Below are 21,505 nucleotides of genomic sequence, written 5' to 3'. Positions count from 1 at the left end.
AAAGCCTACCAGCCACAAATATTGCGCATAGGCTGAATAGCCTCGCTCAATCCACGATTATCAAATGCAAGTTCATCCACTACAGAAACATCAGAGCGAATAACAATCGGCTTTGATGACAGCATGGCTTTCATTGCACGAATAGCAGGAATCCCTCGTCCCGGTCGTAAAACATAACCGGATTCATCACTGGTCCACTGTTGAGTAAATGGCTTTTCGCCCATAACGGTTATGAGCATTCGGCCATCCGCTACCGGCTCATCAAGGAGGAGTTCGACGCGGCTAATTTTATCAATACAACCAAGCTGCAAAATCGGCCGGATGCCTTTTTTCCCTTTTTGCACTTCAGCACGGGCTGTGAACCATATACTGGGCTCCGCCCCGTCATTTTCTTTTGTGTTAGTACGAAACCCTTTCTCATCTTTACGTAGGGCCTCACTTGCCTTTGCCCGCTGCCATTCAAGTGGCTTTTCATTTGTTACTACAGTCTCTTTTTCCAACAACTCATCAATCGTTGCCGGAAAAACCTTGTCAAAACATGCCAGTCGAGCAAGCCGACCTTTAATTTCAATACACAGCTCCGCTGCCGCTACCTTTTCCTGAATCTGCACAGGTACCGATTCTGTAGTACTGACAGAAGCTTTCTTTTGTTTTGCTGCGAGCAGTAGTAAAAGCACACAAGCGCCGAATACCAGCCCCCACGTCCACATTTTGTTTATTTTCATAACTACAGAATCTCCAGCTTCCGGCATTTGTGTGCCAACGTACGCTTTGGCAAATTAAGGCTTTCAGCAACTTTAGTTTTATTACCGTCGTATTGTTTCAATCGTGACTTAATGATTGCTGCCTCGTAGTTCAGCAGCTCCTGTCGCAAGTTGTCGATTTGCGAAAATGGATGCTCATTTTCTTCCTTAGAAGAGACTGTATTGGCATCTTGAGATTTTTTTTGAAATGTTCTTTTTCCAAAACTCGTGGCATCTATTTCATCGCCGGAAGCGGTCTGTGCACAAGCAAATTCAATAACATTGCGCAATTCACGAACGTTTCCCGGAAAATCATACTCACGTAAGAATTTCAGAGCAGCATATCGGATGCCTGTTACTTCGGTTCCACGGCTCTTGTTGTAAGAACTAATAAAATGCAGTGCGAGTTCAGATAAATCTTCTTTGCGTTCTGCCAAGGAAGGGAGGTCTAAAGGGTATTGATTCAATCTGTAGTACAAATCAGAACGAAACTGATTTTTCTCTACCTGCTCACGGAGGTGAACATGGGTAGCTGCTACCAGTCTAAAGTCTAAAGATATTTCTTCTTTAGCCCCTACAGGACGATATGTTCTGTTCTCAAGCATTCGTAACAACTTAGCTTGCAACATCACAGGCATATCACCAATTTCATCAAGGAAGAGTGTCCCACCATCTGCTTCAGCCAACAGGCCTTTTTTTGCTTTATCTGCTCCGGAAAAAGCTCCACGCTCGTACCCAAAAAGCTCACTCTCAAGCAAATTCTCTGGAATCGCAGCACAGTTAATAGCAACAAAAGGTTTATGGCTACGCGAAGACATTTTATGTACTGCCTGCGCTACCAGTTCTTTACCTGTTCCTGTTTCGCCTTGAATAAGAACTGTAAGACCTGATTGAGCCGCAGTAATCACCTGCTCACGCACCTGATGCATTACATCGCTGCTTCCAATAAGTTGGGACTTAAGACGTACAGCAAGTTCGCGAGTGTGTTCTTCTTGCCGAATTCGGGCTATTGATTCGGTTAACACAGTTTCTTTATTCAACTGTTGTGCAATCCCAGAAGCAATCTGCCATTGCAGCACAAAAAAACGGTTAAACTCATGCCAATGTTCTGATTCTGCAAGTGGCTTTAACTGCTCGGCATTGCCCATTAGAACCACCATCAACTGAACAGAATGTTCCTTGGGCGGAAGGGGTTGAATGAAGATACTTTCTTGTGGGCTAGAATCTGTAACAAAGGTTCTAAACCCTTCATCTTCTAGCCAGTACAGTCGTTTTTGCTCATCAAAGAGAACAGGTTCAGGTGATTGTAAAACATGCGCAAACGGATTGGTAAAATCATCCACAGCCCATTCAAGCTGCCTTCCTTTATACCGCGTAATCAGCGTACGACCATCTGAACTTGGGGCGAGCACGCATACTGCACGCAGCCCCAGTTCTTCACAAACTTCAACAGCATATTTATCTGCAAGTTCTTCAGTGTCGCGAATAGCAGCCAAATTCACGGCTCTTGCTAGCCACTGACTCATCTTCGCTACTCCACTTCGCCAACAAATTCGCCATCTTTGACAGTCAGACGAACTGATTTTACGTCTTCTCGTGCTGCAAGCTTATTCAGCAACTCAAGAGACAATGGAGGAAGCACCTGTCCTTCAATAATTGCTTCAAGGATACGTGCGCCATTTTCTGAACGAGTAGCTAGACGCATAATTTCACTTATCAACGCATCATCGATAAAGACTTCTGCCTTGTAACGATTCATGAGCACATTTTCGAGTCTGGCAAGTTTTCCGCGTATAATTTGTTCCAGAACCTCTTTACCAAGTGGCAAGTAAGGTACAGTTTCCATGCGGGCGAGAAGCGCCGGTTTAAAAAATGCCGCAAGTTCAGGATATAACTTTTCTTCTAACAAATTAGGTGACTCTGCATAATCAACAATCGTCTGGAAACCTAAGTTGGAAGTGAGGAAGAAGATAACGTTCTGACAATCAATGAATCTTCCTTCACCATCAGCAAGTTCCCCTTTATCAAATGCCTGATAGAACAAGTTCAACACTTCAGGGTGAGCTTTCTCTACTTCATCAAGCAAAACAACGGAGTAAGGCATCTTGCGGATCGCTTCTGTAAGGACACCACCTTCACCATATCCGACATAACCTGGAGGAGAACCGATGAGACGGGATACCGTATGCTTTTCCTGATATTCAGACATGTTAATAGTTGTCAGGAACTGCTTGCCGCCATAAAGCTGTTCTGCAATCTGAACAACCGTTTCTGTTTTACCCACCCCGCTAGGTCCCACCAAAAGGAAGGCACCTTTTGGACGTCCCGGACGGCGTAAATCAGCACGGGCAGTTAACATATGGCGATGGATACGCTCAATCGCAACATCCTGTCCCTTAATCACATTTCCAAGCATTTCTGGAAGATTGGTAATGCGTGAAAGCTCATCGGTATTCATTTGATCAACAGGCACGCCTGTCCAGTCTGCGATCACTTCTGCAATCTGCTGTGCATCAACTTCCTGATGAACCATACGCTCCGAATGCGCCAATTGATCCAACTCTGCATAAAGTTCTTCAAGCTGAACTCTAAGCTCTTCTATTGATGCACCGTCTGGAACAACTTCAGTAATCGGCACACCTGCGTCTTCTGGTAAAATAGAAATATTTTCTGAAATTACTGTTGGTTGAGTTGCTTCGTCACCGTGTGCGTCAAGCTCGCTTGTAATGTCTGAGTTAGCCACAAGCTCAAGTTGAGGCTTCCGCATAGCCTGTGCGTCACGCTCAGCACTATCTGTCTCAAGTATTGCCTGACGCACGTCGATGACTTTTTCAATCAGCACACGCTGTCTTTCCCATGCTTCAGTTAGGGACTGCTGCTCTGTGCGGTCAGCCTGATCTGCTGCAATCAGACCTTCCAAATGTTCTTCATCCACTGCTTGTCCCAGCAACGCCTGTCGATTCAGCATATCAATTTCGAGTTGTCGCTGGTAACAGCGTGTTTCCAACTCAGATAAACGGCGAGGAGGTGCACTCAAATTGATTGCGATACGAGCGCAAGCCGTATCAAGGACATCAATCGCCTTATCTGGAAGCTGTCGTCCAGATACATACCGTGCGGATAATTCCACAGCAGCTCGAAGCGCTTCATCATTAATCAACACCTTGTGTGATTTTTCATACACACTGTGCAGGCCACGCATGATGTCTATACTCTGAGGGATAGAAGGCTCATCAAGCTTGATAAGCTGGAAACGGCGGGACAATGCCGGGTCTTTTTCAAAATATTTTTTATATTCTTTCCATGTTGTGGCAGCAACAGTACGAAGCTCACCACGTGCGAGAGATGGTTTCAGCAAGTTAGCAGCATCACCGCCGCCTTCCTGATTACCTGCGCCGATAAGTGTATGTGCTTCATCAATAAAAAGAATAATCGGGGTAACAGAATCTTTCACTTCATCAATGATGTTTTTAAGGCGCTTCTCAAACTCACCTTTTACGGCCGCTCCCGCCTGAAGACGACCTAAGTCGAGGCAAAGTAAATCTACGCCGCGCAGCGATTCTGGAACTCGACCTGCAACAATTCGCTGTGCAAGTCCTTCCACAACAGCACTTTTACCAACACCTGCATCACCAACAATAATTGGATTGTTCTTACGACGACGACACAAGATATCGATCATGAGACTAATTTCGTCATCTCTAGCTAGAACAGGATCAAGCTCGTCATTACGCGCAAGTTCTGTAAAGTTTACGCAATACTTACCTAAGGCAGTTGTATCTGCATCCAGAACAGGTGCTGCTTTTTTTCCTTCTGAAACAACAGTGGTTTCTGATGAATCTGCAGTCAGTTGCTTAAAGTGCTTACGCATTGTTTCACGATTAATAGAATCAAGAGCAGCAATAAGGCTATATGGTAAATAACGATCTGGCCGCATCAACGCAGCGAGGAAAATTGAGCCTGAACGTATTTCGTCCTCATTCAACTCTGTTGAACAAAGCATCCATGCATCTTGCAGTAATTCCACAAGTAACGGAGAAAATGCAGGGTAGGTATCGTTACTAACCTCTCTGCTCATACTTTCAGCAGTTTTTTGTCGGATGCCTTCATGCTCCAATTCAAAGTGCAGCAACATAATACGAAGATCTGACAAAGGGTTATCAAGCAATGTTGTCAAGAAATGCTCAATAGTTACTTCTGGGTTCTGCCTGCTGATAGCCAACGATGCAGCCTGTTCCAACGCTAATTTTGTCTGAGCATTTAACTTACTGATCAGTGTGTTTAATTCTACTCGGATCACAACCAACTCCTTACTTCAAAACCTGTGTTAACTGCTCAATTACATTCATGGATTTCGCATGAAGTACGACTGAATAGGCAATAAAAACGGCTGTCCATGACGCTATGAAACCACCGAAAAGCACCCAGATAGGCATCTGTTTTTTCAAACGATATTTAGTACTCACAACATGATTTGTGGCACTTGTAAGATCTTGAGGTTCCTTGTCTTCAAGACGCTGAAGCATTAAAAAAAGTCGGTTAATGATCTTTTCATATTCTTCCCGCCCGTGAGGGATGACTCTGTAGCGTCCTTCAAAACCGAGGTTCAAGCACAAGTAGATAAACTCAAGTAAATCCTTGTAGCGGCTTGGCTCATTTTCAAGACGCGATAGGATAGTAAAAACCTTCTCACCACCCCATGTTTCATTATGAAAACGTGTAAGGAGTGAATGTTCTGCCCACACGCTTTCAGCACCCCAGCAGGTACTCATCACCATTTCATCGATGAATGAACAAAATATATAGCGATATGCCAAAATAACAGCATGTTCATATCCTGCCTCAGTCAATTCGACTTCAATAGCTTTGACTTCGCTCACCGCATGTTTGTAGATTTCTCCTATGCTTTCGCAACTGCTCATTCTACGCACGCGCAATGCCATACCTATCAACGGAGTAGCAGCATCAATCAGGAGGTTGATGTTCTCACCACGCAGTTGGAACCAGTAGTCCTGATCCGCATCAATATTTTTCACATCATCAAACAACAAGCTGTCATATTGCTTCTGTTGTTCTGGATTTTCTACAGCCATTTCACTCATAATTAACTCCTGATAGCCCAGAATTGGAGATCAAGGTCTGGGAAATCACCAGCAACATGAAGAGCAAATCCACTTGAATTATTGAGCATCTTCCAAGCATCATTACTTTTATCGAGCTGATAGTACGTATAACCGGCATGGTATGGCAGCTGACGTGGAGCAACTGGTAACGGAGTCACAGGAATGCCCGGAAGCTGCAATGAAATGAGTTCTCGAATTTTTTCAACAGAAGCAACTTTCGTTTGCTGGATAAACTGCTTACGCAATTCATCAAGTGGCATACGAGCACGAACGGCCAAAATAAAGTCTGCTTTGCTGATAAGCGATGGATCCTGCACCGGAGCAACCATAAGACCATAACGTCGCTTCTGAAGCTGCAATGATACTGCTCTCGGTTCCAAAACAATACTGAGCGCCTGCCGTAACATGGACATTACAGGTACAAAGGAACTTACAGGCATATCATGGTGATACCCGGGCAACTCAGGCGGCATTCGACTCTCACTGGTAAACGTCGCAAACTCGCCGCAAAAAGATGCAAGAACTTCATAAAGACGTTCAGGGTGAAGACTTCTCAGCTGTGCCAGATGTTGTAGTTGAGGTTGTGTTCTATTTAGTGCCTGTAGCAGCATAAAGTCCGACACATCAGCGACGCCGCCCTGACTTGGTGACCCGATACGCTGTGCAATGTTACGCGCACGTTCCCGCATAAGCCCTGCCACCTCACTGATGAAGCGATGGAGTGTTGCTACAGCGGAGACATCGAAGTGACACGGAACAAAATCAGGATCGAGATAGACACTGCCGTCAGGTCTTTTTTCTAATATTCTAGCAATAGCAATTGAGGCGTAGGCACTGCGATCTTCCTGCTCTAACATCAATCGCAATCGCACAGGACTGACATCAATAACGGTAAGGTCACCCTGTGGAGTTTGAATATCGCGAGCCTCATGCTTCGTTACTTCAAATCGGCTTGCCCCCTTGCCTTCCGGCCACTTCAGCTCACTAATAGAATCACTACGAAGTGGAATAGCAAGGTACACAATCTGGCTTGCCACATCACCGGATTCTATTTCCAAAGCTTCAGGATGCAGATCTTCCAATGGAATGCGGAAAGGTGTTCCATCCGGCATGATGCCTGATGCACTTTCCAATGCAATACGACCGAAGCTTAAATATTCCGGATTCAATGTGAGTTCTGAAACACCATAAAGATACCGACTTGCCGCTGTTACCCGTGCATCAAGAATATATTCATTGTAGCGTTGTTGTTGCTGGAAATGCTGCGGCTTAATAAACAACCCTTCATTCCAGACAACACGATTTCGTGCAGACATATGGCTATTCCACTATACTCAGTTTTACTTCATCCGGTCCCAGATACACCATCAAGCGGTACATCTTGTTCATAGGCTGAACAGGGATAATCTTCTTCCACTGCACTTTATTTGGCTCAGCATACTTGCCAAAAACCGCGATAAAGCGTGTATCGTCATCAACTTCAATAAATTCGGTATGCTTAAACTGCCCTGGAGCAAGCAAATAGTCAGAGTCATCAACATAGCTGCTATCCAATGCATCATCGTAATCATCGACCAGCTCGTCATAGCTTGCGTCTAAGAACATAGAATCATCTTCAAGCTGAAAAATCTGTACACCAATCGGGGTTGCCTCGCCGCTTCGATTCTGATTCACCTCTGTATCGGCAAACACGCAGTATGCTATTTGAGAAGGAAACTGTGGTAACTCGTCATCATCACCAAAAAACCATCCACAGCCTGTAAGCTGGGTCAGCAGAAGAGCTAAAAGAATCACTCGTAACTTCATGTTATGACTCCCTTTGCATTTCACGTAATTTTTTATCATAAGCTTGATCAAAAATTTCCCAGAACAGCTTTTCAAACCCCTTCTGCCGCTCAGAGATCAACTCAGCGTAGTAGCTATTGTACATATCCCAAGCCCACGCTTCTTGTGATTCGCTTTCATGAAGACTTGTACGACGATAACTTTTAAAGCGTTTCAACAAGACATCCGGAGAAAAAGCTCGCAGCACTTGAGTCAACGCTTCAGCCGTCGCAGTCTGTACAGCTTCATTATGATTTTTAACGGTTTCCAGACTCTCTTCGATTGCAGCAGGGGCAGCTAAGTGCACAAGACTCCGCTTACCGTCGTACATGGTTTTAATGGTCTCATCATATGGAAGACCAAGTCGAAGCGGGTTGTCTTCAATAGGCTGAAGATTCTTGTTCATGATGCCATATCGACTATCTTCAACCTGCTGATGCAAACCCAACAGCCCCTTTACTGCTGCCTGCAATGAGCTACCAACCTCTTCTGCAAGCATTTGCATATCAGCAAGATTTTCACTTTTACCAATTGAAACACCCAAACCGCGAATCATTGGGCCAGCAACAAAGTGGGAAGAACCAGCATCAGGTGCGTACTGTTGTTCTGCTGCGGTAAAATCCAATGAATCTAATGTATCTTCGCCCATTCCATGCCCTTTGCTTGATGCCTGCTGCAATGAAATGGCAGAGCTTGTTTCATAGTCACTATCAGCTTGAACAGTTATAGAACTCCCCTGCCACTGCTGATCTTTCGCTGTTAAAAAATCTGCCCCATCATCTTGTGCAGTTGCATCCAGTGAAAGATCATCCAGATCAGAGCCGAGCATACCTTCAAGTTCATCCAAAGCTGCTAAAGGATCATCGACTGCACCACTGTCATCATTGGCTGCGATATCAAAAGCAGCCGGAGCTGCACCATGTGCAAGTAATGATGAATTCTCTGAATCAGAAAAAACCTGTTTCAACGAACTGGTCTTTCCTGCAAACACTTCATCTTCCTCCGCAAAGTGCACGCGAATGTCATAAGGACCAATTTTCACGGTATCATTAGCATTCAGTTGTGCATGTTTACCCCAGCCAACCGGCATTGATGCACCATTTACAAAGGTTGCATCGCTAGTGTCTGTGATACAGAATTCACCATCAATCACGGATATCTTACAATGCGAAAGGCGAACCTTTCCTTTTCTGTCACGTAAGTTCCAGTCATCGCCGGGGCTTGCGCCAATAGAACCGCCCTCGGTATAAAATGTTTTTGTTGCCGACAATCCGGCTTCAAGCACCTGAGAGTTGGTGACTACCAGTGTGATACATTGTTGCTCTGACATTGTGAGTTCCTCTAAAGCCTAATCTGGATTCGAACACGTCGATTTTTCGTTATGTCTCCCATAAAAGAAGACCACCCTAGCAACGCGCCGTACTTTTTATCGAGACAAATCGGGAACGCTTCGTCCGGTTTAAGTTCAAGCTCCAAATCATACGCCATCTGTTCCCGCAAAATAAATTCAATCAATGTGCAGAACGGCTGAAAATCTTTTCCTATTGGAAGGAAATCTCTAAACCGTTCCAGCGTTAAGCCCTTTAAACAAATCAAAAATTTACCAGTACAATCCCGAACGTAATGCCCGATAACGGTATCCTGCCCTAACCATGTATTCTTAACGCCAAGCAGCAATCGCTGCTCTTGAGGTATAGGAACATTACGAACTTGCCACTGCTCGATTGAAACATCAGAAAGATCAAAGCAGTGACCGACAATACCGGAAACGACCTGTGGAGATCGACTGCGCCCAGCAAGCATTCCTGCATAGGCAAGCATTTTACACCAGTTAATCGAAGTCTCACTGCGCATTCCCTTGTCAGCCAATCCAACCAGGGCAAACAGCTGAGCCGAAAAAGCGTCTGATGCATTTTCTTTAAACCGTATGTAGTATCGATATTTTCTCCAGATACGGTACACCAGCGACACAAGCCTGTGGTTAAAGAAGTCAAGAAACTCTTTTCGAAGCCCCTCGTCTCCTTCTGTTAAAATTTGCTCAAGATAGTATCCGGGTAATGGAGACTGAGCTCCGCTTAGCCCCAAAAATGTTGTCTGAAGGCGGCAATTACCGCTCGGCATTCGCTCAATTCCCTGTACATCGCTTGCTGCAAAACCCAAACTGGGACTTGAACTAAACAACAACTGACAGGTTCGTTCCCACTCTTCACTCTCCGGATCTGAGTTATCCAGCTTGTGCAGTAACTCTACCAATTGGTAAAAATTGTATGAGCGGACATTTTCCGGCAGTGCACATGCTGGCTCTATCTCTAGATTAACGGCTGCATTCCCGTCTGAGTGTCCCACGTGTATGTCTCCTGATTATCCGCATTAATCACTACCAATTCATGAAACGAATTTATGCTCGCATACAGTGCAAAAAAGCGGCTGAGTATCGTTCCAAAAAGATACAAGTCACCTTCTGACCCGAATGCAGACTGGTTCAACGTAATTTCTGAACGCAGCCCCCGAACTGGTAGCCCCCGTAAAATTTTATCCACTGGCGAAGAGTCGATTTTCACGATTCCATCCAATCTATGCTTAGAAATACGTTCAGCCTGTCGATCAACCAACGCACGAAAATCATACGCCTGTAAAACAGCGCTCAACGCATCTTTTGAAAGCAATGAAAGGTAGTTCAATGAAAGGTTAGAAATAAGTGTCCAGAGCAGACTGCCATCAAGTACCGGGCGTAAAGGAGCCGTCGGCTCTGTAATATTGGTAAACTCTGCATATGAAGGCGAACTATCTGTCGGTACACAGATATCTCCCTTCCCTAACTCCAGCGGAAGTTGCCTATTAGTGCACGTAAGCTCCAACGAAACAGCTTCACTAAAGTTCATGCATTCAGACTCATCACCACGTACGAATGAAAGATAATGCTCAAATCCGTCATTACGAATACTGTCTCTCACTCGTACGCGGTAATAGAGTGTGTTTCTGCTCAATGCGCGTTCAATTTCGTGCTGAAAGCTCTCAAAGGGAGTGTAAATTCGCGCTTGTCCGCGAACTCTTCCCACGTAATTTTCCTGCCATCCCTGAACCTTATCGATGCTGAAGATTTCATAATGTGAGGAGAATCTGCTAGAAGGGACGATTTTATATTCTGCACTCTTACCATTCAGATCGATAGGGTCTGCATCATGGGTGAACAGGTTAATCACCGGAGTACAATGCAGCTCAAAATTTTCATCGCGAACACGAACATCAGCAGGTAATGTTTTAGAAAAACAAAACCGTACTGTTACATTTCCAGAGGTTTCCGGAGGCAACGTTTTCCCAAAATCTTTTACATCAAAGAATAAAAAGGCTTCGGGAAAAGCTAAATATTCCTGAAGAATACGATATCCTTCATAAACATTTTTCGGATACGGAAGAATAGAATGATCGGAATCAAAACCAACAGCATTGAAGTTGCTGGAGGGCAAGGAGTATACCTGTCCCTCGCACACTAATTCTATTCGCTCCAAGTAGTGGCTAAGCCATAAAAAGAGCATTTGTGCACTGTAGGTTTCCCCACCCAGATAAAAGCGTAATGATTCAAACCCGACACTTTCTGCGGTCAAGTCGCCCAAAATTCGTAAATCTACATCAATATGTGAAGACTCACGGGTTGTTGTAGCCAAAACTTTTTCGCGTTCTAATGGGTAAACATCCATCTCATGACAAGTTCGAAACTGACAGACAGTTCCAAACACAGGCACACTATTCAGCCGTGTTCCTTTATCTACTACTTGCCGCTCGCTGATTGCTTTTTCATCCGCTGTGAACTGTACAATACTGATACTTGGAACCGGCCTTAAATAGTTAGGCCAAAGCATATTGATAATAGAGTGCGTAAGTTCAGGGAACTCGTCTTCAACTTTTTCCCTGAGGCGACCTGTTAAAAAGGCAAAGCCTTCCAGCAGTCGTTCTACATCTGGGTCCGTTGTACGGGCATTAAGAAAACGGGAAAGCTGAGGATACACCTCGGAAAAAGCAGCACCCTGCTCTCGCAGAAAAGCGAGCTCGTCTCTGAAATATCTATCGCGCACTATCTTACTCTGTATGATCGGTTACTATCCAAGAAAAGATCTATCTGCACTTTGTCGTGCATTGCCCCTGTATGTACTGTCGCCACAATATGAAATTTCAATTTCAACGGCGTTGTTGCATCCGGTAATACTCTAATATCTATATCTTCTACCCTTGGCTCATACCGATCCAGACAATACTGAATCGCTCGGCGAATCTTCATTGCAAGATCCTGACTTCCCAGTGTTGCATCATTAAAATCAAGCAAACCTAGGTCAGGAGCACTGAGGGCTTCCCCCATACGGGTATTAAGAATTTGGGCGATATTACGCTTTACGGAATCGACGACATCAACAGGGTCGGGACGTTGAGTCACCGACCGAGTTGATGCATCTGCTTCCAGTCGTTCGAAGAAGCTTCCGTAAGAATTGCTCTTAGCTTGGAAATCAGACATCACTATGACTGATCAAGTCGGCCTACCAAGGACAATTCGAAATTCGCACCCATGTATTTGAAGTGAGGACGCACGGCGAGAGAAACCTGGTACCAACCTGGATCGCCCTCAATATCCGATACTTCAATCTTAGCAGCGCGCAATGGACGACGGCTACGTACATCGGAAGGTGGGTTTTCCTGATCAGCAACGTACTGACGAATCCAAGTGTTGAGATCACGTTCCAGATCCTGACGCTCTTTCCAAGAACCGATCTGTTCACGCTGAAGCACTTTAATGTAGTGTGCGAGGCGGTTAATGATCATCATGTAAGGAAGCTGAGTACCAAGCTTGTAGTTAGTTTCTGCTTCCTTACCTTCTTTGGTATTTTGGAACACTTTTGGTTTCTGAATAGAGTTTGCAGAGAAGAATGCGGCGTTATCGCTACCCTTTCTCATTGTAAGAGAAATAAAACCTTCTTCAGCAAGCTCAAATTCTTTACGGTCTGTGATCAGAACTTCGGTAGGAATTTTTGCCTGAAGTGTACCGAGGGCTTCGTATAAGTGAACTGGCAAATCTTCTACAGCACCGCCACTCTGTGGACCGATAATGTTCGGGCACCAGCGGAATTTTGCAAAGCTGTCAGTCAAACGAGAAGCCAATGCAAAAGCGGTGTTACCCCACAAGTAACTTTCGTGTGAATCACTCACGTTTTCGCGATAGTTGAAAGACTTGATCGGATTTTCCACTGGATCGTAAGGGACACGAAGAAGGAAACGCGGAGCGGTGAGACCAAGGTAACGTGCATCTTCTGATTCACGCAGTGAACGCCACTTGGTGTAACGAGGGCTTTCGAAAATGGTATTCAGATCTTTCAGGTTTGGCAGCTCTTCATAGGAGTCGATACCGAAAAAGTCTGGTGCTACGCTGGAGATGAAAGGAGCGTGAGCCATAGCGCCAACAGCAGCTACGTACTGAAGAAGCTTCATATCCGGTGTGGTTGGGGAGAATGTGTAGTTGCCAATCATTGCGCCGATAGGCTCACCACCAAACTGACCATAACCGGAGGAGTAAACGTGTTTGTAAAGACCTGACTGAACGGTCTCTGGAGCAAACTCAAAGTCGTCAAGTAACTCTTTCTTTGTTACGTGAAGCAGTTCAAGCTTAATATTTTCACGGAAATCGGTTCGGTCGACCAGCAGCTTAAGACCACGCCAGGAAGATTCCATTTCCTGAATACTTGGATCATGAAGGATAGCATCCATCTGTGAACTGATTTTTTTATCAAGCTCAACAAGCATCTGGTCTACGAGAGTTTTGTTTACTGGTTCTTCTGTTTTATTAGTACCAATAAGATTTTCGATAAAGGCTGCTACACCTTTCTTGGCGACATCATATCCTTCTTCATTTGGCGCCATTTTTGTTTGCGCCATAATTTCATCAAGAAGGCCTACCGGTGCAGCGTTCTCGGCTGCAGCAGTTTGTACTTGAGCGGACATAAACGGTTCCTCTTAATACTGTTCTTGTGAGCAGTACTGACTACTTATCTTTTTTAGGTGCTTTTTTTTCTTCTTTAGCAGCTTCATCTTTAGAAGCATCATCGCTGCTATTTCCGCCTACCAGTTCCAACTCAGCTAAAAGCTTGTCACGAGACTCCTGAGATGAAAGTAATTCCTGCATTCTTGTTCTAAATGCTGGAATGTTACCAAGAGGCCCTTTCAGAGCAACGAGAGCTTCTCTGAGCTCAATCAGCTGCTTCAATTCTGGAACCTGGCTTGCGATAGCATCTGGGGCAAAATCACTTAGTGATTTAAAAGATAGGTTAACCGGTAAATCAACACCCTCTTCTTCAACCAACTTATTTGGTACAGAAGTACTCAATGAAAGTTCACTTTCAGCCATAACAGAAGTAAAAGTGTTTTTATCGACTGATACGGTTTGTCTTTCTTCAATTGGAGTATCTTCAGGATGGCCTTTAAAATCCCCCATCACCACCAATTTTAATGGTAATTCAACTTCTTCCTGCTGATCACCTGTAGCAGGAACGTATTTAATATTTATTCGCTCCTTAGGAGCTACACTTCCCTCTTTAGCCATAGTAAATTCTCCGTAGGCATTTTTTTGTGCACAATGTTATCATTGTAAGTACGTTGCACATTTTTTTGTTACTGAAGATGAGCACTATAAAATAATTTTTAATACCTTTTTGCAGTCGCAAATTTTATTTTTTGTATCAAAAAGATCATAAAATTCTCTTTGTACAAAATTTTGTGGTATAAAAAATATATTTTATGAATAAAAAAACTGTTGCGTACGATGTATGAAAATTTACAAGATCAAATGAAAAGAATTTGCGTAGCTCTAAAAAATCAGAAAAATATCTTTTACTTTTTAAAAAAACATATTTTCAAATTTAAGCGATCAAAAAACGTCCCCTTCGATATTGAAACCCCTATAACGAAGCAACAATTGCCGTCTACATTTAAACGAATCAAACTTCAATAGAAAATTCGATAAAAAAATCAATCTTTCTCGTAAGTTCAATATAAAACGTTGCATTTTTGACATATTTACCAATAAAATATTTCAAGAATACCCCTCAGACACGCCCACTTTATATATTGAAATAATTGTATTTTTTAAATAAAATATTTTTGCTTCAAATATTTTATTTAACTAAACAGACTCATTTTTTTTGCATATAAAAAAAGTTGGCAATTTTTTGCTTCATAAGCAAAAAATTGCCAACTTATGTTTTTGAAAAACTGTTTTTACGTACAAAATAGAATAGTCAATTTTATGACAAAAGAAAAAAACGCCACTACATATTAACTAGTTGATATGTAGTTTTTCAAACACGTTTAAATATACAATGATCCAAACTCTTCTTAAAAAGCAAAAAAAAAGACCGGACATAGTCCGGTCTTTAACGTTGTGTATTAGGGATTAGCGCTGCACCCTATAGTTCTTTTCCTTCGCGGTAAGCAACTAAGTCTTCAATGGTTAACATTGGCATTTCATATTTCTTTGAAATCTTAACGAGCTCAGGCAGACGAGCCATTGTGCCATCAGGATTAGTTACTTCGCATAACACACCACAAGTACCAAGACCAGCAAGGCGCATTAAATCAACGGTAGCTTCTGTATGTCCACGGCGTTCAAGAACACCACCTTCACGTGCGCAAAGTGGGAATACATGCCCCGGGCTGTTGATATCAGAAGAACTAGCACTTCCACATGAAGCTGCTTTTACGGTTCGTACACGATCAGCTGCGGATACCCCAGTAGTAACACCTTCTGCAGCCTCAATAGAAACTGTAAACGCTGTCTGATACTGGCTATGGTTTTCATCAACCATCATTGGTAACTCAAGCTCTTTAATTTTCTCATCAGTCATGCAAAGACAAACAATGCCGCTACATTCACGAATGAGTAAAGCCATTTGCTCCGGAGTAAGGTGCTCTGATGAAAAGATCATATCGCCTTCGTTTTCACGATCTTCATCATCAGTAACAATCACACCGAAACCTTGCTGCAAGGCAGCAAGAGCTCTTTCTACACGTTCTTCTGATGTTCCAAACTGATCAAGTAATGACTGATTCATTGAATTCTCCAAAATGTTTAAGAATCGCAAGAATCAGGGCAAGTAAAAAGCAGTGCAAAAGAATAGAGCAGCATTAACGCTGCCAAAAAGGAATGCAGGCTGCATTTACTCTCTTTCATCCGGACTCTAACCGTCGGCTCTGGAATTACACCAGATCTGCTGACCTTCGTACAACGAAGCGCTCGCGGGCTCTCCTAAAGAGGATCACCGCCGGTAGGGAATTACACCCTGCCCTGAGAATAAATTCGCGTTAAGAAAAGGGCTATCTGGTTCCAGCCGTTGTGTCAACATAACCGGAACCATTTTCATAATATTTTACGCTACCTCTCCACCACAAATCACCGTAAACTCACAGCCGTCATCTTTTTTTGAGTACTCAACCACTCGATTTCGGCCAAGATCTTTCGCTTCATACAAAGCCGAGTCAGCAGCATCAAGCATTAAAGCGCCAATGTTTTCCAGTGGAAAATCATGGGCATAAGAAAATCCACACGAAACGGTCATTTGTACATTTCGACGTATTATTCGACCTTGATTATCGCGAATAACAAAGTCATACGTCTCAAGACGAGTACGGATAGACTGCGCAATCTCCACAACATCGCGAGAAGCATCACCAAAAAGTAAAATCGCAAACTCGTCACCGCCAAAGCGACAGCAACAAATATCCTCATCATCATGGCGACGATGAGCCACTTCCTGCATTATTTGCGAAAAAGTTTGCAACGCCTGATCGCCGATACGGTGACCAAAACGATCATTAAACTCTTTCAGATTATCAATGTCTAACAAAAGAAGACAAAGACCTTTGCTCTCAGTGCGCCAAGCTTCAATTCCATCATTGAGGCTCTCATCAAATGCACGGCGGTTAAATAAGCCGGTAAGACCATCCGTTTTGCATATATGATCAAGTCGTTCTGCGTCCTCGCGCATTACAGAGATTACTTCCTGAAATGTCGATTTTAGCTGTAAAACAATTTCTTCTGGGTCTGCCCCGCTCCGGACAGCTGCAACACTCTTTTCTTCAAGCCCTTCCATCGCGCCTTTATGCTTATAAACACTACGTCTAAAGTCATCAGCAAGATCAGCGGATTCTTGCAACGCTTCTTCTAAACGCTTTGCATACGAACTCGCTAAAATCGCCTGATACTCTCTAAGGACAGAACTATACCTCTCTTCAGAAAAGTCAGCGAGCTCAAGAGTTTTTATCAGCAGATCGGCAACTTCTTTTTTTTGCTCTTGAGAGTAGTACGAGTACTTTTGAGTACTACGTAGACATGAAAGCAAAGATCGCCAACGATCATCATGGGGAACGCCTAAGCGTTCAAAAAGATCACAATACTTATGACCAATCTCAAAACGACAAATTTTATCTGTAGGGTTTTCAGGATGCAAAACAGCCCCCTTCAAGTACAGTTCGGCATTTTATACTAATACGTAGCGTTATCTGAGCATTTTATTCCACTGAAATTTCAGCTTCATTTGGCCACAGCTTACAAACTCGTGCTGGAGCATATCCATTATAAAATGCATCAACTGGAGACTTAAAATAAATCTTATTCTTCTTTGAAATTTGATTTGCAAACTTACAATTCAAAGTAAAAAAACGCTTACTTCTCCTGTTTCCAACAACAGTTCCTATTTTATTTAAATAAGTAATAGCGTTATTCCACATTCCAACTTTATTATCGATTGCTTTTTGCTGTACCGTAATCAACTTTTTTACATAAGAACGTTGCTTTCTCCCATGTGGATACACAAAGGCCATACCATTTTGAACAAGATATGTTCCTAAGTCATGCCCATATTGCGAAGTTACGATTGCAACTCTTCTACTATACCTATCTACATCTACAATTCTTTGTAGTTCAACTTTCTTTCCAAGAACTTCTTTTGTTATAAAATTTTTAGCTTTTATTGAAAAGTACTGTTGCTTTCTTTTTTTATGTTCAAGCTCTGGAGTATCAACATATGCAATACGTACTCTACTACCATCATCAAGAATAATAGTATCGCCATCAAGAACAGATACGACGGAGTATATTGTATCGGCATAAGCCGGAATAGTAATACAAAACAACAGCAGAAAAAAAGAAAATATAGCAAGTTGTCTTTTAAGCACACAACTCTCCATAATAAAAAAAGGCGGCTTCAGTTGAAGCCGCCTTTTTTCTAGTTTTCGTAGTAAGACTTAAGCGTCTGACTTCGAACCGGATGGCGTAATTTACGAAGCGCCTTAGCTTCGATCTGTCGAATACGTTCACGAGTAACGTTAAACAGTTTACCAACCTCTTCGAGAGTATGGTCAGATTTTTCACCAATACCAAAACGCTTACGAAGTACTTGTTCCTCACGTGGAGTAAGGTCTGCAAGAACACCGGCAATCTGCTCACCAAGTTTAGTGTTAACCACTTCTTCAGCAGGAGCAACTGCCTTCTTATCTTCAATGAAATCTCCGAGGCTGGAATCTTCTTCATCACCAATTGGAGTTTCAAGAGAAATAGGTTCTTTTGCAATTTTAAGGACTTTCTTCACCTTATCGATCGGATAGTCCATACGTTCAGCAATCTCTTCAGGTGTTGGATCACGTCCAAGTTCCTGAACGAGGTAACGAGAAGTTCTAATCAACTTGTTAATTGTCTCGATCATATGCACAGGGATACGGATAGTACGAGCCTGATCCGCAATCGCACGAGTAATCGCCTGACGAATCCACCATGTTGCATACGTGGAGAACTTGTAACCACGCTGGTATTCGAACTTATCAACAGCCTTCATCAGACCGATGTTACCTTCCTGAATGAGATCAAGGAACTGTAACCCACGGTTTGTGTATTTCTTCGCGATACTTACAACAAGACGCAAGTTTGAACGAATAAGTTCCTGCTTAGCGCGCATTGCAGCTGTGTTGCCATACTTAATACGCCACAAAACCTCTTCAAGATCTGTAACGTTGTGACAACATTTTTCCTGCAAGCGATGCAGAATCTCAATTTTACCAAGAATCATCTCTTTAAATGAGAATAATTCATCAACGGTCAAACCAAGCTCTTCCGCTGCAACCAGCGGGTTCACTTCACGATCATCAAGCTGTTTAAACAGTACCTGAATTTCAGACTGAGTTTTACCGGTTGAGAGAATGTACGCAGAAAGGTCACGCTGGCAGTTATGCATCTGACGCACGTAATCTTCGACAGTCTCAATAACACGGTCAATAAGAGTCTTTTCAAGCTTAATGTCACGAAGACGCACAACCACGTCTTCTTTGTACTGAATGATCTCTTTTTGCAGACCATATACTCTGCGATCAAGTGTACAGCAGTCATCAAGCTTGTCGTAAATCTTTCTTTTCTTTTTGTAGATGTTACGAATCTCATCAAGAAGCTTAATTACTCGCTCACGCTGGTTAAGCTCGTCTTCGCTAGGATCATCTTCTTCAATGGTCTTAACAACGTCTTTCAGCTTTACGCGGTTTTCTCTAAGATCTTCGCCAACACTTACAAGCTCTTCAACAGCCACAGGCACTTCAACGAGTGCATATAATACATCCTGCTCGCCAATTTCAATTTTCTTAGCGATAACTACTTCACCGTCACGGTCAAGCAACGGCACTGCGCCCATTTCGCGCAGGTACATACGCACAGGATCTGTGCTGCGTGATGCATAGTCTGTAGTTTCTTCTTCCTCGTTAAACTCTATAACGTCTTCAGAAGGCAGGTCATCGTCGTTGTCAGCATCGGCAACGGGAACTTCATCCTTGCCTTTGCTGGTATCAACAATAGCGATATTCAACTGGTCAAAAATCCCGATGATCTCTTCAACCTGCTCGGGAGTATTCACTTCAGCCGGTAACGCTTTGTTGACCTCATCAAAGGTCAGGAACCCGTTGACCTTGCCCTTCGCAATCAAGGACTTGATTTGCTGGATGTCCTTAATATTCCCCATTGGACCTCCCCAAGGATTCTTTTAAGGCCAGAAGAAAATCCATTTCTGCATCCTGTTCGCCCCCCTCTGTAATATGCCGCATTGCGGCGACTAGGGATTGCCCTTGCTGTTGGCGGCGAGTTCTTTCCAGGAACATACAGACGTCGTTCAATTCTTCCTGTTCTTTTTGCATTGCAACCGTATCGACAGTACGGTGCTTAATCCAAAATACTTTTTCTTTACCTTCAAGGTACTCAGCGGCATCATTGCCGTAAGCAGAAATTTTATTCCAGAGCGATTCAGCCCATGTGGACTGTAACAGTTCGACACCACCATACTGTTCTAATGTAAGCACGTGATGCGGATACCGTACAACAAACTGCAACACCCGCTCTTCCAGTGAAGCAGCCAGCATAGGACGCGGCGCAGAGCCTTGCATCGTTTGCTGCTGTTTTTTCCAGCCACCAGACTTCTCCCGTGCTCCCCGTTGCTGAAACGAAGAACGAGATTGAGCCTGTTTGCTTTTCTTTGGCGCTACAATCTGGCGCAGCTCCACTTCATCAAGACCAAGCCCTGATGCTATACGAGACACATAAAACGAACAGAGTTCAGGCTGTTCCATGCTGCTCAAAAAACGTGTTGTCCAATCCATAACATCCCGCGGGGCATACATGCTTACCGTCGAGGTACAATAGGACAACCCGTCCGGAGATTGGGCCAACAAGTCGTGAAACGCCTGTTCACCGCGCTCATGTAAAAAGCTGTCAATATCTTCTCCGTCAGGAAGAAGTACCACACGGCACTTCATACCTTTGGTTAAGATCATCTCACAACTTTTTAAAGCAGCCTTTCGTCCGGCTTCATCACCGTCAAAAATAAGATCTACTGATGAGCAAAAACCACCGAGGCGTTTAACCTGATCCGGAGTTAGAGCTGTTCCAAGAACACCACAAGCATTTTCGAAACCGAACTGATGCAGTGTAAGTACATCCATGTACCCTTCTGTTAAAAAGGCACTTTTAGCTGCTGAAATCGCTCTACGAGCCTGAAAAAGCCCGTAAAGATGCTCACCTTTTTTGTAGATTGCAGAATCGCTACTGTTGATATACTTCGCTTGATCATTTTTTCCAATGATTCTACCGCCAAAAGCGATAACTTGTCCTGAAAGGTTCTTGATCGGAAAAATAAGACGTCCACGAAAACGATCATACATTCGTCCGCGTTCATTGCGTGACAAAAGACCAGCCTCAGCTGCCTGCTTCTGTTTCATCCCTCTCGAAACTAATGCATCGGAAAGAGATTGCCACGAATCAGGAGCCCAGCCCAGTTCAAAACGCTCTACAATCTCAGGCGTTAATTTACGCCCTTTAATATAGTTTCGGCATTCCCGCGCATCATGCTTAGAAAGATTGTTACGAAAATGATCTTTTGCAATGTCATACATCGTATAACAGAGCTTCCGAAAATCCCGTTCTTCTTGGGCACGCGGATCAGCCTTATATTCAGTAAGCGGAACTCCGGTTTCTTCTGCTAGTTGTTGCAGCCCTTCCCGAAACTCCAGCCCGTTAATTTTACAGAAAAAGTCTATTACATCGCCGGCAGCCTGACATCCAAAACAGTAGTAAAAACCCTCTTCTTCATTAATAGAAAATGATGGTGTTTTTTCCTGGTGAAAAGGGCACAGTCCCATCCACCTACCACCAGCATGGCGCAACTCCATGTAACGTCGCGCAACATCAGCGATATTTAAACGGGCTTTGATTTCTTTTACAGCAGAAAATCCGCTATTTGTCATGACTGA

At 43.5% G+C, this 21,505-nt stretch carries 17 protein-coding genes and 1 riboswitch; all 17 genes read right to left on the bottom strand.

Annotation, left to right across the window (positions count from 1 at the left end; translation table 11 throughout):
* Positions 1-5 precede the first annotated feature (5 nt).
* Positions 6-725: a type VI secretion system-associated protein VasI gene (gene vasI, locus QZY95_RS01975; RefSeq protein WP_290918685.1), complete on the bottom strand. Its 720-nt coding sequence runs from the start codon at positions 723-725 to the stop codon at positions 6-8.
* A gap of 2 nt (positions 726-727) precedes the next feature.
* Positions 728-2,269 carry a sigma 54-interacting transcriptional regulator gene (locus QZY95_RS01970; protein ID WP_290918682.1) on the bottom strand — a complete coding sequence of 514 codons (1,542 nt, stop codon included), beginning with the start codon at positions 2,267-2,269 and terminating at the stop codon, positions 728-730.
* A gap of 5 nt (positions 2,270-2,274) precedes the next feature.
* On the bottom strand, positions 2,275-5,043 hold the full coding sequence (locus QZY95_RS01965) for an ATP-dependent Clp protease ATP-binding subunit (RefSeq protein WP_290918680.1): 2,769 nt from the start codon (positions 5,041-5,043) through the stop codon (positions 2,275-2,277).
* A gap of 10 nt (positions 5,044-5,053) precedes the next feature.
* Positions 5,054-5,845: a type IVB secretion system protein IcmH/DotU gene (icmH, locus tag QZY95_RS01960; protein ID WP_290918675.1), complete on the bottom strand. Its 792-nt coding sequence runs from the start codon at positions 5,843-5,845 to the stop codon at positions 5,054-5,056.
* 2 nt (positions 5,846-5,847) lie between these two features.
* A complete protein-coding gene (gene tssK / locus QZY95_RS01955; RefSeq protein WP_290918671.1) occupies positions 5,848-7,182 on the bottom strand; it encodes a type VI secretion system baseplate subunit TssK in 1,335 nt (444 codons plus the stop codon).
* A 4-nt stretch (positions 7,183-7,186) separates the two neighbouring features.
* Positions 7,187-7,672, bottom strand: a complete 486-nt coding sequence (gene tssJ / locus QZY95_RS01950; RefSeq protein WP_290918668.1) for a type VI secretion system lipoprotein TssJ — start codon at positions 7,670-7,672, stop codon at positions 7,187-7,189.
* A 1-nt stretch (position 7,673) separates the two neighbouring features.
* Positions 7,674-9,020 (bottom strand): type VI secretion system-associated FHA domain protein TagH, encoded by a 1,347-nt coding sequence (gene tagH, locus QZY95_RS01945; protein WP_290918665.1) that lies wholly within the window; start codon positions 9,018-9,020, stop codon positions 7,674-7,676.
* Positions 9,021-9,031: 11 nt separating this feature from the next.
* Positions 9,032-10,036, bottom strand: a complete 1,005-nt coding sequence (gene tssG, locus QZY95_RS01940) for a type VI secretion system baseplate subunit TssG (protein ID WP_290918663.1) — start codon at positions 10,034-10,036, stop codon at positions 9,032-9,034.
* Positions 10,000-11,763 (bottom strand): type VI secretion system baseplate subunit TssF, encoded by a 1,764-nt coding sequence (gene tssF / locus QZY95_RS01935; RefSeq protein WP_290918660.1) that lies wholly within the window; start codon positions 11,761-11,763, stop codon positions 10,000-10,002. Before tssF ends, tssG begins: the two co-directional genes overlap by 37 nt.
* Entirely contained in the window at positions 11,763-12,197 is a 435-nt protein-coding gene (gene tssE / locus QZY95_RS01930) for a type VI secretion system baseplate subunit TssE (protein ID WP_290918657.1), read from the bottom strand. Before tssE ends, tssF begins: the two co-directional genes overlap by 1 nt.
* Positions 12,198-12,199: 2 nt before the next feature.
* Positions 12,200-13,675, bottom strand: coding sequence for a type VI secretion system contractile sheath large subunit (gene tssC / locus QZY95_RS01925; RefSeq protein ID WP_290918654.1), 1,476 nt, complete (start codon positions 13,673-13,675; stop codon positions 12,200-12,202).
* A gap of 40 nt (positions 13,676-13,715) precedes the next feature.
* A complete protein-coding gene (tssB, locus tag QZY95_RS01920) occupies positions 13,716-14,273 on the bottom strand; it encodes a type VI secretion system contractile sheath small subunit (protein WP_290918651.1) in 558 nt (185 codons plus the stop codon).
* Positions 14,274-15,135: 862 nt separating this feature from the next.
* Positions 15,136-15,780, bottom strand: a complete 645-nt coding sequence (ribB, locus tag QZY95_RS01915) for a 3,4-dihydroxy-2-butanone-4-phosphate synthase (RefSeq protein WP_290918648.1) — start codon at positions 15,778-15,780, stop codon at positions 15,136-15,138.
* 103 nt (positions 15,781-15,883) lie between these two features.
* Positions 15,884-16,025: riboswitch (FMN riboswitch) on the bottom strand.
* Between the two features lie 70 nt (positions 16,026-16,095).
* Positions 16,096-17,175: a GGDEF domain-containing protein gene (locus QZY95_RS01910; protein WP_290918646.1), complete on the bottom strand. Its 1,080-nt coding sequence runs from the start codon at positions 17,173-17,175 to the stop codon at positions 16,096-16,098.
* Positions 17,176-17,236: 61 nt separating this feature from the next.
* Entirely contained in the window at positions 17,237-17,902 is a 666-nt protein-coding gene (locus QZY95_RS01905) for a thermonuclease family protein (RefSeq protein WP_290918642.1), read from the bottom strand.
* A 50-nt stretch (positions 17,903-17,952) separates the two neighbouring features.
* The gene (rpoD, locus tag QZY95_RS01900; RefSeq protein WP_290918639.1) at positions 17,953-19,725 is read right to left on the bottom strand and encodes an RNA polymerase sigma factor RpoD; all 1,773 of its coding nucleotides are present in this window, start codon (positions 19,723-19,725) and stop codon (positions 17,953-17,955) included.
* The gene (gene dnaG, locus QZY95_RS01895) at positions 19,712-21,499 is read right to left on the bottom strand and encodes a DNA primase (protein WP_290918635.1); all 1,788 of its coding nucleotides are present in this window, start codon (positions 21,497-21,499) and stop codon (positions 19,712-19,714) included. Before dnaG ends, rpoD begins: the two co-directional genes overlap by 14 nt.
* Between the last annotated feature and the right edge of the window lie 6 nt (positions 21,500-21,505).

Origin of the sequence: Halodesulfovibrio sp. (assembly GCF_015482765.1) — a bacterium.
Classification (GTDB): Bacteria; Desulfobacterota; Desulfovibrionia; order Desulfovibrionales; family Desulfovibrionaceae; genus Halodesulfovibrio.
Note: the sequence above shows the minus strand (reverse complement) of the source record. Positions and strands in the feature narration are given on the sequence as shown.